The sequence below is a fragment of the Variovorax sp. WDL1 genome, from assembly GCF_001541225.1.
GTDB lineage: Bacteria > Pseudomonadota > Gammaproteobacteria > Burkholderiales > Burkholderiaceae_C > Variovorax.
The window spans coordinates 77035-87812 of sequence record NZ_LMTS01000153.1 but is presented as its reverse complement, the minus strand read 5'-3'; the positions used below and the strand labels follow the sequence as shown (position 1 = coordinate 87812).

Sequence of the window (10778 nt, the reverse complement as noted above, 5' to 3'; positions counted from 1 at the left end):
GCGCAAAGTAGCAGTGGCCGCTCGCGGCGCGCGAGAAGCCGCTGATCTCGCCGCGCACCGCGACCGGATTGAAACGCGCATCAAGTGCATCCGCGACTGCGCGGCACAGCGCGCCGACGCCCCAGACGCGCGGGCCGACGGCCGGGGTTTCAAATTCGCTCATGGGCAGACGGGTAACAGGCGACCAGTCGTCCACAAGCAGCTGAATGGCTCACCGCGCCTTGGGGGCATTGGCATCGCATGCACGAGTTCACGTGCAAGCCCTTGATTTGATTGGAGAAAGTGCTGCTCAAAATTCAGTCGATCCAGCGCAAGACCCATGGAATGAGGCTGGCGGCGGCTTGCACCGCAGGTTAGCCACAAAGTTATCCACAGAACTTGTGGGCGGTGGCTGACAGCAGAATACAAATCGGAACATCTGCTGCTGACGGTGGATAATCGCCGCGCATTTGCAGTCCACGGGCCGGAGGATTTCCTTGTTTTCGATCATAGTTGCTGCGGGCTGGCCGATATGGCCACTGCTCGCCTGTTCGGTGCTGGGGCTCGCGTTGGTCATCGAGCGATTCACCAGCCTCAAGACCTCCAAGGTTCTTCCTCCCAAACTGCTCGACGAGGCCATCACGGTTTCGCGCAACGCGATTCCGGGTCCGGACGTGGTGACCAAGCTGGAGCGGAACTCCGGACTCGGCGAAGTCCTGGCGGCCGGTTTCCGCCACATGAATGCCAACCCTCAATCGACCGAGGACGACCTGCGCGCGTCGATGGAGGCGGCCGGACGCATCGTCGCCCACCGGCTCGAGCGTTACCTGCCGGCGCTGGCGACCATCGCGTCGGCTGCGCCGCTGCTTGGCCTGCTGGGCACTGTGATCGGCATGATCGAGATCTTCGGGTCCCAGTCGCCCGGCAGCGGCGCAGTCGGCTCCGGCAACCCGGCTCAACTGGCGCACGGCATTTCCATCGCGCTCTACAACACGGCCTTCGGCCTGATCGTTGCGATCCCGGCGCTGATCTTCTGGCGCTACTTCCGTACCCGGGTCGACGAATACCTCCTCAACCTTGAACTCGCCGGCGAACGCTTCGCCCGCCACCTGAACACGCTGCGGTCATGAGGCGGATGCATTTCAGCCACGGCTCGAAGGAAGAGCCCGAGATCAATCTGATCCCCTTCATCGACGTGCTGCTGGTCGTGCTCATCTTCCTGATGCTGTCGACCACCTACAGCAAGTTCACGGAGATGCAACTGCGCCTGCCGGTGGCCGATGTGGAGGCCCAGCGCGACTATCCGAAGGAGGTGATCGTCGGTGTCTCCGCCGATGGCCGCTACTCGATCAACAAGACCGTGCTGTCCGATCGCAGCGTTGAAGCGGTGGCCGAGGCCTTGGGTGCCGCGTCCAGCGGTGGCAAGGACACCATCGTGATCATCAGCGCCGATGCCAGTGCAGCCCATCAATCGGTGATCACGGTGATGGAAGCCGCGCGCCGCGCCGGCCTCATGCAGATCACCTTCGCCACGCAGTCGGCCGCGCGGGCAGGACGTTAGCCTTGGATCTGCAGCGGGCCTGGCTGCAACGCGGCGCGCTCGCGGGGCTGCTGTGGCCCATTTCCGTTGTCTACGGCGCACTGACGGCCGCCCGTCGGGCGTTCTATCGCCTTGGGGTCCTCGGCACCGTGCGCGTCGACGCGCCGGTGATCGTGGTCGGCAACGTGATCGCCGGCGGTTCGGGCAAGACGCCGGTCGTGATGGCCGTGGTACGCCACCTCCAGGCTCGGGGACTGAAAGTGGGCGTGGTGTCGCGCGGCTACGGCCGGGCGACCGATGACTGCCGGGAAGTGCACGAGGACAGCGACCCACGCGAGGTCGGCGACGAGCCGGCCTTGATCCGCCGTTCAACCGCGGCGCCAGTCTTCGTCGCGCGACGCCGCATCGAGGCCGCGCGTGCATTGCTGGCGCGGCATCCTGGGACGCAGTGCATCGTGAGCGACGATGGACTGCAGCATCTCGCCCTGGCACGCGACATCGAGATCTGCGTCTTCGACGACCGCGGCACGGGCAACGGCTGGCTGTTGCCGGCCGGCCCGCTGCGCGAGCGTTGGCCCCGGCGCTGCGACCTGGTGCTCCACACCGGCGCACGCCCTGCTTTCGCCGGCTTCACCGCGCAGCGTTCGCTGGCCGATGCAGCCTTGCGTCTGGACGGCACGCCGGTCCCGCTCGCATCGCTCTCGGGCCGGCCGCTGGTGGCTGTCGCGGGCATCGCGAAGCCCGAAGCCTTCTTCCAGATGCTGCGCGAACACGGGCTCGCGCCGCAGCAGTGCATTGCGCTGCCCGACCACCACGATTTCACCGACTGGCAACCGCCGCCGGGCACGGGCTACGTGCTGCTGTGCACCGAGAAAGATGCGCTCAAGCTGTGGCGCCGGGCGCCCGATGCGCTCGCACTGCCGCTGATGTTCCAACCCGAGCCGGGCTTCTTCCGAGCACTCGACGCAAAGCTATCATCGCTCGATGGACACCAAGCTGCTTGAACTGCTCGTCTGCCCCGTGACCAAGGGACCGCTCACCTGGCATCCCGAGGCGCAGGAGCTGCGCTCGCGCAGCGCCCGTTTGGCCTACCCCGTGCGCGACGGCATTCCGGTACTGCTGGAGACCGAGGCCCGCACGCTGTCCGACGAGGAACTGGGGCTCTGAGTTTGCGCTACGCCGTCCTGATTCCGGCGCGGCTCGCCTCGACGCGACTGCCCGACAAGCCCCTGGCAGACATTGCCGGGGTGCCGATGGTGGTGCGCGTCGCACAACGTTCACGGCACTCCGGTGCGGAGCGAGTGGTGGTCGCGGCCGACGATGCCCGCATCGTCGCCGCCTGCGAGGCCCACGGCGTGGAGGTGTTGCTGACCCGCACCGACCATGCCAGCGGCAGCGACCGACTCGCCGAGGCGTGCGTGCAGCTTGGACTGGCCGACGACGAGATCGTGGTGAACGTCCAGGGCGACGAGCCGCTGATCGATCCATCGCTGATCGATGCCGTAGCGCAGACCCTGGCTTCACACGCCGATGCGGCGATGAGCACGGCCGCGCATGCAATCGAATCCCTCGAGGACTTCCTCAATCCCAATGTCGTCAAGACGGTGCTCGACGCCCGGGGCAACGCGCTCTACTTCAGCCGGGCACCGATCCCGTGGTGGCGCGACGGCTTCGCGAAGGGCGGGCCGACGAGCTTGCCGACCTCCCCGGCACCGCTGCGCCATATCGGCATCTATGGCTACCGCGCGTCCTTCTTGCGTCAGTTCCCGAATCTGCCGCCGGCACCGGTGGAAGCGACCGAGGCGCTGGAACAGTTGCGCGCCCAGTGGCACGGCTATCGCATCGCCGTGCATGTGAGCGCGCATGCGCCCGGCCCGGGAATCGACACCCCCGAAGACCTCGCGCGCGTCCGCGCGCTTTTCGCCGCCTGACACGCCCGCCATCGGGCGGGTTCGCTCGAGAGTGCGTGCTATCCTCGACGCAACTCCGCCCATGCAACGCCTTCCCCGGCATGCCAGGCGCGACAGAAGATCGAAAGACCTCCGAGGACACCATGAGACTGATTTTGTTGGGCGCCCCCGGGGCGGGCAAGGGCACACAGGCTGCCTTCATCTGCCAGAAGTACGGCATTCCTCAAATCTCTACCGGCGACATGTTGCGCGCGGCGGTCAAGGCCGGCACCCCGCTCGGCCTGCAGGCCAAGGCTGTGATGGCCTCCGGCGCATTGGTGAGCGACGACCTGATCATCAACCTGGTCAAGGAGCGCCTCGCGCTGCCGGATTGCGCCCAGGGCTTTCTCTTCGACGGTTTCCCCCGAACCATCCCGCAGGCCGACGCCATGCGCGCGGCCAACGTCAAGCTCGACTACGTGCTCGAGATCGACGTGCCCTTTGCCGACATCATCGAGCGCATGAGCGGACGTCGCTCGCACCCGGCATCCGGGCGTATCTACCACGTCAAGTTCAATCCGCCGAAGGTCGAAGGCAAGGACGACGTCACGGGCGAGGACCTGATCCAGCGCGACGACGACAAGGAAGAGACCGTGCGCCACCGGCTCGAGGTCTACAGCCAGCAGACCCGGCCGCTGGTCGACTACTACGCAGCCTGGGCCAAGGCCGAGCCCGGTGCGGCCCCCAAATACCGTGCGATCAGCGGCGTCGGCAGCGTCGACGACATCACGCAGCGCGCGATGGCCGCCCTGGCGAGTTGATCGTCAGGCGGGGCTGGAACGCAGCCCGTAGACCTTGCCGTCGACAAACAGGTATTCGACGCGCATCACGGGATCTCCCTTTTCTTCCTTGAGCGTGAAGCCCACCGCGGAGACGGCGGTGCCGGGCTTGATCTCCGAGACCTTCCAGGCCTCCATGCGCGTCAGCGGCGCGAGCTCGAGCTCCCACTGGCGGTCATTGCGGCGAGGCACGACCGCCCGCGCGAGCAAGCCAGGCCCGTCGACGGGGGCGCTCTGCCCCGGCAGCGCCCGCTTCGCCAGGTCGGCCGGCACCTTGAGCCCGGACGGGACGTCGAGCAACAGCTCCGCATGCGGGTTCTGCCAGCGCACCCGCGCCACCGTCCCCTCGAGGTAGATCGGGCGGTCCTGGTCAAAGCTGCTCCAGCCATGGTGGGCCCAGGCGAACGAACCGGCCAGCGGCAGGGACCCGGCGGCGATGACGATGTGGCGACGTTTCATCGGGAAGGCTCCTCTTCAGTAGGCGATCCAACGGCCGCAGAACACGACGGCCAGCCAGATCGCAGTAGATAACAACATCTGTACCCGCGCCATCGCATCCAGTTTGCGCAGCGAGCCGCGCAGATGGAACCACCCCGCGTTGAAGCCGGCGGCCACCAGCAAGCCCATTTTGGCCAGGAAAGTCTGGTTGGCCAGCAGTTCCGCCGGCTGGGTGGCGAACATCAGCGAACCGCTGGCCGCCGCGAGTGCGAAGCCGGCGGCCGCGATCGAGAGCGACAACCTGGCCATGGCAGCCACTGGCAGGACGGCAGCGCGCCCGAACACCCGCATCTCGAGCGCCACCAGGTTGCCGAGCAACAGCGCGATGCCGACGATGTGCACCACCTCCAGCGCCGGATAGAGCCAGGCGTGCGAGCGCAGAGCCTCGAACATGCGCTCAGGCGCCGCCAGCCTGGACGGCCATCAATTCCAGCACCAGCGCGATGCGCGCCTTCACCGGCGTCATTGCGCCGGCGTCGCGCAGCGCCGCATCCGGCATGGGAAGAATGCGGCCCTGGAGGCAACGCGTGGCGCGCACGACCGCGATGCCGGCCGCCTGCGCCCGCAGCGCAGCCGCTTCCAGAGCCTCGTGGACCGTGCCATTGCCAGTCGCCGCCAGCACCAGGCCCTGCACCGGCTCCGCGGAGCCTGCCTGCCGCTCCAGGACCAGCGCGTCGATGATGCTGCCGCGTGCGTCCGCGTGGCTCACCAGGATCTCCACCCGCGGCCAGCGGGTGGCCTGCCGCATCAGCTCGAAGGAAAGGCGTGCCGGCTCCGGCGGCGAGGAAGGCCAGTTCCTGAGCTCGCGCAAGGCGCCCTCCTCCACAAAGGCCACTGGCCCCGCATCGCCGGAACCGAAGGCGTCGATCCGGTAGGTGTGTACCTTCTGCACATCGAAGGCGCTGTGCACCGTGCCCGCGCACACCGCCACCACGCCCATTGCACCAGGGCTCGCCGCGACTGCTACGGCATCTCGCAAGTTCTGCGGGCCGTCCGGCGTCAGCGCGGTCGCCGGGCGCATGGCGCTGGTCAGCACCACCGGCTTGGGCGGCGCCAGCACAGACTGAAGGAAGAACGCGGTTTCCTCCAAGGTGTCGGTGCCGTGGGTGATGACCAAGCCCGCCACGTCGGGCTGCGCCAGCCAATGAGCACAGCGCAAGGCCAGACTGCGCCAGATCGCGAAGCCCATGTCCTTGCTGTCGACCTGGGCCACCTGCTCGGTCTGCAGCGCGATGCCGGCGGGCGCCGCAAGGCCCTCCAGCAGTTCGGTAACCCCCACCTGGGCGGCGGTATAGCCGACGTTGTCGGCCGCAGAGCTCGAGCGGCCGGCGATGGTGCCGCCCGTGCCCAGGACGACCACATGACGCTTGCTTTCGCTGATGTTGCCCGCCATGACTTGCCAAAGCTCCGGAAACTGGTTAAAAATACAGCTACTGGATATTCAGCCAGTGCCGCAAGGAGTCGTCAATGCAGTTCGCCGCCAAGCTTACCGCCCGCCAGCAACAGATTCTGGACCTCATCCAGAGCGCCATTGCGCGCACGGGCGCGCCGCCCACCCGTGCCGAGATCGCCGCAGAGCTGGGCTTCAAGTCCGCCAATGCGGCCGAGGAGCATCTGCAGGCCTTGGCGCGCAAGGGCGTCATCGAGCTCGTGAGCGGCACCTCGCGCGGCATCCGGCTCAAGGGCGATGCGCTGCGTTCGCTGAACGAATCGCGCAACAACCAGTTCTCGCTCTCACTGCCTGGCATGGCGCAGCTCGCGCTGCCGTTGATCGGGCGCGTTGCCGCCGGCTCGCCGATCCTGGCGCAGGAGCACGTGGACCAGACCTACTACGTGGAGAACACGCTGTTCCAGCGGCAGCCCGACTACCTGCTCAAGGTGCGTGGGATGTCCATGCGCGACGCCGGCATCATGGACGGCGACCTGCTCGCCGTGCAGGCCACCAAGGAGGCCCGCAACGGCCAGATCGTCGTGGCCCGGCTGGGCGACGAAGTCACGGTCAAGCGCCTCAAGCGCAACAAACAGGTCATCGAGCTGCACGCCGAGAACCCCGACTATCCCACCATCATCGTGCAGCCGGGCGAGCCTTTCGAGATCGAAGGCCTCGCCGTCGGCCTGATCCGCAACACCATGCTGATGTAGCCGCACAAGGCAGCATGAGCGAACCCTGCTCATGCTGCCCAAGCGGCTGCGACAGGTGGCGGGCGTATGGCCAAGGGCCATCACCCTGTCGCGGCCGGCGAAAGCAATCCTGCCTGTGTTCAATCTCTGACCTTCATGGAGTTCACATGGGAATCGCTCTGCTCAGCTTCGTCGACTTGTTCATGCCCCTTCAATCGCTGGCCAGCCGCTGGATACCGTCGCGCCGCCGAAGCGCCTCCGGCCTGCGCTACGTCGGCATCCGCCCCAGTTGCGCCGTGCGTCCCGCCACGCCGGCATCCCGCCTGTCGGCACCCCGCCCGCTGCGTGTGGTCCGTACGGTCGATGCGCAACACAAGGGGGCGAGCACCGGCCGAGTCGTGATTTCAGGCCGCATGGCGGATGTCTGCGCCGAACTCGACCGGCTGGCCGCCCTGGAAGCGGCAGGCGCTGCGCCCTCGCCCGGCTGTCTGCACTGACGACCGCACGCCCTGCGTTCCGGGTCGCTGAGCGCCCGGCGCGCGGGGTATGTCCCAGGAGCGCCCTGCGCTTCCGGCGCATGGCGCGCGGCCCCTTGGATGGTGCGAGGCACAATGGCAAGCCATGAACATCGTGATCCTCGACGACTATCAGGACGCAGTGCGCAAACTGCGCTGCGCCTCCAAGCTCGACGCGTATGCCGCCAAGGTCTACACCAACACGGTCAAGGGCATCGGACAGCTCTCGGTGAGGCTCAAGGATGCCGACGTGATCGTGCTGATCCGCGAACGCACCCAGATCTCGCGCCAACTGATCGAGAAGCTGCCCAAGCTCAAGCTGATCTCGCAAACCGGGCGTGCCGGCCATCACATCGACGTCAATGCCTGCACCGAGCATGGCGTGGCGGTCGCCGAGGGCTCGGGCTCGCCACTGGCCCCGGCCGAGCTCACCTGGGCGCTCATCATGGCGGCGATGCGGCGCCTGCCGCAGTACATCAGCAACCTCAAGCATGGCGCCTGGCAGCAATCAGGGCTCAAGTCCGCATCCATGCCGCCCAATTTCGGGCTGGGCTCGGTGCTCAAGGGCAAGACGCTGTGCATCTGGGGCTACGGCCGCATCGGCCAACTGGTGGCGCGCTATGGCCAGGCCTTCGGCATGCAGGTGGTGATCTGGGGCCGCGAAGAGAGCTGCGCCCGTGCTCGCTCCGACGGCTTCCAGGTGGCGCCGAACCGCGAAGCCTTCTTCGCCGCGGCCGACGTGCTGTCGATCCACCTGCGTCTCACGGAAGAGACCCGGGGCCTGGTCACGCTCGAGGACCTTTCGCGCATGAAGCCCACCGCGCTCTTCGTCAATACCTCGCGCGCGGAACTGGTGGAACAGGATGCGCTGCTCGCCGCACTCAATCGCGGGCGGCCCGGGCTGGCAGCGATCGACGTCTTCGAGAGCGAGCCACCGCTGCAGGGCCACGCGCTGCTGCGGCTGGAAAACTGCATCTGCACGCCGCACATCGGCTACGTCGAGCAGGACAGCTACGAGATGTATTTCGGCCAGGCTTTCGACAACGTCGTCAGCTTCATCAAGGGCAACCCGACCAACATCGTCAACCCGGGCGCGCTGCAGGTCCGACGTTGAAGCGCGCCGCCGTGCCGACATCCCTCCCTGGGCCTTTGCTCTTCCCTTGAGAAGCCGGGTCCGCCGCGCGAGTGGCGTGCGCGCTGTCGGCGAGGCTGGCCGTCGACCGGGCCCAGGCCCGCGCCGCGGCCTTCAGCGCTTGACCGGCTTGGGCGCGATCTCGGCTTCGGTGTCCGGATCGAAGAGCTCGAAATCGATCACATTCGGGTCGGTCGATGGCGCCGGCGGCGGCGTCGGTGCCTCCAACGGGGCCCGCATGGTCTCGAAGGCCGTCTTGTCGAACTCGGCCAGGTCCAGGCTGGCATCGGGCTGAACCACGCGCCTCGACTCGCGGTCCGGAGCATCCGATGTCGGCTCCGGGGCGTCGGGCACCAGCACGGTCTCGTGCCCCAGCGTGTCGTCGATCGCACCGTAGATGGAGGCCGGCAGCATCGGCCCGTCCTCGATGGGCTCGACCTGCCTCCGGGCTTCGAGAGGCGCTGGCGTCGTGGCCAGCTGCTCATGGCCGAAGGTGTCGACGAACGCCGGCTGCGCCACCGGCGCGGGTGGCGCACTGCCCGGGTCGATCACCTCCTTGGCGACCGAGTAGAGCAGCAGCAATTCCTGGTAGGCGGCGAGGTCGAAGGCCTCGTCCTCAGTCGCGCCAGGCTTGCGGAAGATCAGTTCCTCGATCAGCGCCAGGGTGCCCGGCGCCGGCCATTGCGATTCGATGCGCGCCAGCGTGCTGCGGTAGTGCTCGAGGCCCTTGCCCGTCTCGTTGAAATGCTCGAAGGCAGGCACATCGGCATTGAAGGCCCGTTCGAACTCTTCCGCCAGGCGCGCATAGTCGTCCTTGCGGTCCAGCGAGTGGTAGATACGCAGCAGGTCCAGATAAGCCAGGGCGCTGGTGCCGGGATTGGTGGCAATGTGCTCGCGCAGCACCGCGATCGCCTGGTCGTGCTGGCCCAGCGAGAGGAAGAAGTCGGACTGCTGCTGGACGTCGAACAGTTCCTCGGTGTTGACCGGCCTGGATGGCGTGCTGTCCACCGCGCGGGGATGGGGCTGCGAATCGCCGAAGCCGCTGTTGTCTTCGGGGTCCAGGCCCGCAAACGTGGCCGCTCCGAAGCTGGTGGCATTCGCGCTGCGCCGCCGGCCGGAGCCTCCGACGTCTTCGTCATCGTCGAGCAATTCGCCCAGGGCGCTGGGTTGCGTCGGGCCCGCGTCGCGCTTGGACGCTGGCTCGCGCCACCAGGCCGGCTCGGCCCGGCGCGCGATCTGGCGCCACAGCAGCAGGATGGCGATCAGCGCGAGCAGCAGCAGGCCGACCAGGGCATAGACGAGCGGATTGCGGTAGCGGTCCTCCCGCGCCTGCGCAAGCTCGGTGCGCAGTTCGAGCAGGGCGCGCTGGTTCTGTGCCGTCTGCTCGCGCAGCGTGGCCAGCGTGGCCTCCAGCGCCTGCATGCGCTGAGCCTCGCGCTGCGCCGCCTCGGGCTCGCCGTTGAGGGCGCGCCATTGCGCAGCGGCGGCACTGCGGCGCGCCGGGTCCTCGGACGCGGGCAGCGTCAGCTGTGCCGTGGTCTTGAGGCCCGGGGCAGCGGTCGGAACTGGCTCGATCGCCTCGAGCTGCAGGCGCGGTCCGCCGGTCGCTGCGGCGCGTGCCGGGGTCGGGGCGGCCGCGGTCGCCGTGCGCGGCGTGGCGGCACGCTGGGCTGCGGGTGGCCGCGGCGCCGCAGCGGCTCGGCCTGGCGACGCCGCAGCGCTTCGGCGCGGTGGCTGCGCCTCGCCGTTCTGAGCGCCTGCGGAGGGAGCGGCAACACCGGTGTTGCGTCGCGCGGTCGCGGCGCCCTCGGCACCGGACGACGAGCCCGCCCCCTCCACGCGCGAAGGCGCGCGCTGCGGTGTGCGCGCCACGGCCGGCGCCTCGGCCGCAGGCCGCGGGCCCGGCATGGCGACACTGGGCAGGGAAGACTCCGTGGGCACATCGGCCAGCAGCACGTAGCTGCGCGTGGAGCGCGTTTCGCAACCCGCCCGCACATTCAAGTTGACCACCGGCTCGTCAATCGCGACAGTGGAGCGGATGCGCACGCGCGAACTGGCGGCGTTGGCCCCGGGCTCGAGCGATATCGTCACACTCCGGTCGGGGACGCGCAGATCGCCTTGCACCACCTCGGCTTCCAGGCACAGACCGCCACCGGTTTCGGCATCGTCGAGCGAAAGCGGAACCACGACATCCAGGGGCTTGCCGATCCAGACGGCCCCTTGGGGCCGCCCGATCGTCAAGCCAGACGATTCAAGTGCCAACCC

14 protein-coding genes are annotated in these 10778 nt (G+C 68.0%); 9 read left to right on the top strand and 5 right to left on the bottom strand.

Annotation, left to right across the window (positions count from 1 at the left end; translation table 11 throughout):
- A partial coding sequence (locus APY03_RS44185) for an exodeoxyribonuclease VII large subunit (RefSeq protein WP_232324353.1) occupies positions 1 to 163 on the bottom strand: 163 nt, incomplete at its 3' end.
- A gap of 313 nt (positions 164 to 476) precedes the next feature.
- Here APY03_RS44185 and APY03_RS20535 point away from each other — a divergent pair.
- From APY03_RS20535 to adk, 6 genes are all read left to right on the top strand, one after another.
- A complete protein-coding gene (locus APY03_RS20535; RefSeq protein WP_068679567.1) occupies positions 477 to 1109 on the top strand; it encodes a MotA/TolQ/ExbB proton channel family protein in 633 nt (210 codons plus the stop codon).
- Between the two features lie 5 nt (positions 1110 to 1114).
- Positions 1115 to 1540, top strand: a complete 426-nt coding sequence (locus tag APY03_RS20530; RefSeq protein WP_068679565.1) for an ExbD/TolR family protein — start codon at positions 1115 to 1117, stop codon at positions 1538 to 1540.
- A gap of 2 nt (positions 1541 to 1542) precedes the next feature.
- On the top strand, positions 1543 to 2523 hold the full coding sequence (gene lpxK / locus APY03_RS20525) for a tetraacyldisaccharide 4'-kinase (RefSeq protein WP_068679563.1): 981 nt from the start codon (positions 1543 to 1545) through the stop codon (positions 2521 to 2523).
- The gene (locus tag APY03_RS20520; protein WP_068679561.1) at positions 2504 to 2686 is read left to right on the top strand and encodes a Trm112 family protein; all 183 of its coding nucleotides are present in this window, start codon (positions 2504 to 2506) and stop codon (positions 2684 to 2686) included. Before lpxK ends, APY03_RS20520 begins: the two co-directional genes overlap by 20 nt.
- Before the next feature lie 2 nt (positions 2687 to 2688).
- Positions 2689 to 3450: a 3-deoxy-manno-octulosonate cytidylyltransferase gene (gene kdsB, locus APY03_RS20515; protein ID WP_068679559.1), complete on the top strand. Its 762-nt coding sequence runs from the start codon at positions 2689 to 2691 to the stop codon at positions 3448 to 3450.
- Positions 3451 to 3572: 122 nt separating this feature from the next.
- Complete coding sequence (gene adk / locus APY03_RS20510) at positions 3573 to 4229, top strand: adenylate kinase (protein WP_068679617.1); 657 nt, start codon at positions 3573 to 3575, stop codon at positions 4227 to 4229.
- Positions 4230 to 4232: 3 nt separating this feature from the next.
- Here the strand turns inward: adk and APY03_RS20505 are convergent, their stop codons facing one another.
- The 3 genes from APY03_RS20505 to APY03_RS20495 are packed head-to-tail and all read right to left on the bottom strand — an operon-like array spanning position 4233 to position 6138.
- A complete protein-coding gene (locus APY03_RS20505; protein WP_068679557.1) occupies positions 4233 to 4706 on the bottom strand; it encodes a DUF6152 family protein in 474 nt (157 codons plus the stop codon).
- Positions 4707 to 4721: 15 nt separating this feature from the next.
- The gene (locus APY03_RS20500; RefSeq protein WP_068679555.1) at positions 4722 to 5138 is read right to left on the bottom strand and encodes a hypothetical protein; all 417 of its coding nucleotides are present in this window, start codon (positions 5136 to 5138) and stop codon (positions 4722 to 4724) included.
- 4 nt (positions 5139 to 5142) lie between these two features.
- Positions 5143 to 6138 (bottom strand): asparaginase, encoded by a 996-nt coding sequence (locus APY03_RS20495; protein ID WP_068679553.1) that lies wholly within the window; start codon positions 6136 to 6138, stop codon positions 5143 to 5145.
- 74 nt (positions 6139 to 6212) lie between these two features.
- On the opposite strand from APY03_RS20495, the gene lexA reads away from it, so the two are divergent.
- The 3 genes from lexA to APY03_RS20480 all read left to right on the top strand — a co-directional run bounded on the left by lexA (position 6213) and on the right by APY03_RS20480 (position 8495).
- Complete coding sequence (gene lexA / locus APY03_RS20490; protein WP_068679551.1) at positions 6213 to 6887, top strand: transcriptional repressor LexA; 675 nt, start codon at positions 6213 to 6215, stop codon at positions 6885 to 6887.
- Between the two features lie 146 nt (positions 6888 to 7033).
- Positions 7034 to 7363, top strand: coding sequence for a hypothetical protein (locus APY03_RS20485; RefSeq protein ID WP_068679548.1), 330 nt, complete (start codon positions 7034 to 7036; stop codon positions 7361 to 7363).
- Between the two features lie 124 nt (positions 7364 to 7487).
- Positions 7488 to 8495, top strand: a complete 1008-nt coding sequence (locus tag APY03_RS20480; RefSeq protein WP_068679546.1) for a D-2-hydroxyacid dehydrogenase family protein — start codon at positions 7488 to 7490, stop codon at positions 8493 to 8495.
- 132 nt (positions 8496 to 8627) lie between these two features.
- Here the strand turns inward: APY03_RS20480 and APY03_RS20475 are convergent, their stop codons facing one another.
- The gene (locus tag APY03_RS20475; RefSeq protein WP_068679544.1) at positions 8628 to 10754 is read right to left on the bottom strand and encodes a type IV pilus assembly protein FimV; all 2127 of its coding nucleotides are present in this window, start codon (positions 10752 to 10754) and stop codon (positions 8628 to 8630) included.
- Positions 10755 to 10778 lie beyond the last annotated feature (24 nt).

What these genes read in the sequence shown, in the direction of transcription:
- APY03_RS20495 (WP_068679553.1), bottom strand. Translation starts at nt 6,138, where the DNA reads ATGGCGGGCAACATCAGCGAAAGCAAGCGTCATGTGGTCGTCCTGGGC.
- APY03_RS20500 (WP_068679555.1), bottom strand. Translation starts at nt 5,138, where the DNA reads ATGTTCGAGGCTCTGCGCTCGCACGCCTGGCTCTATCCGGCGCTGGAG.
- APY03_RS20530 (WP_068679565.1), top strand. Translation starts at nt 1,115, where the DNA reads ATGCATTTCAGCCACGGCTCGAAGGAAGAGCCCGAGATCAATCTGATC.
- APY03_RS20520 (WP_068679561.1), top strand. Translation starts at nt 2,504, where the DNA reads ATGGACACCAAGCTGCTTGAACTGCTCGTCTGCCCCGTGACCAAGGGA.
- lexA (WP_068679551.1), top strand. Translation starts at nt 6,213, where the DNA reads ATGCAGTTCGCCGCCAAGCTTACCGCCCGCCAGCAACAGATTCTGGAC.
- adk (WP_068679617.1), top strand. Translation starts at nt 3,573, where the DNA reads ATGAGACTGATTTTGTTGGGCGCCCCCGGGGCGGGCAAGGGCACACAG.
- APY03_RS20480 (WP_068679546.1), top strand. Translation starts at nt 7,488, where the DNA reads ATGAACATCGTGATCCTCGACGACTATCAGGACGCAGTGCGCAAACTG.
- APY03_RS20485 (WP_068679548.1), top strand. Translation starts at nt 7,034, where the DNA reads ATGGGAATCGCTCTGCTCAGCTTCGTCGACTTGTTCATGCCCCTTCAA.
- APY03_RS20505 (WP_068679557.1), bottom strand. Translation starts at nt 4,706, where the DNA reads ATGAAACGTCGCCACATCGTCATCGCCGCCGGGTCCCTGCCGCTGGCC.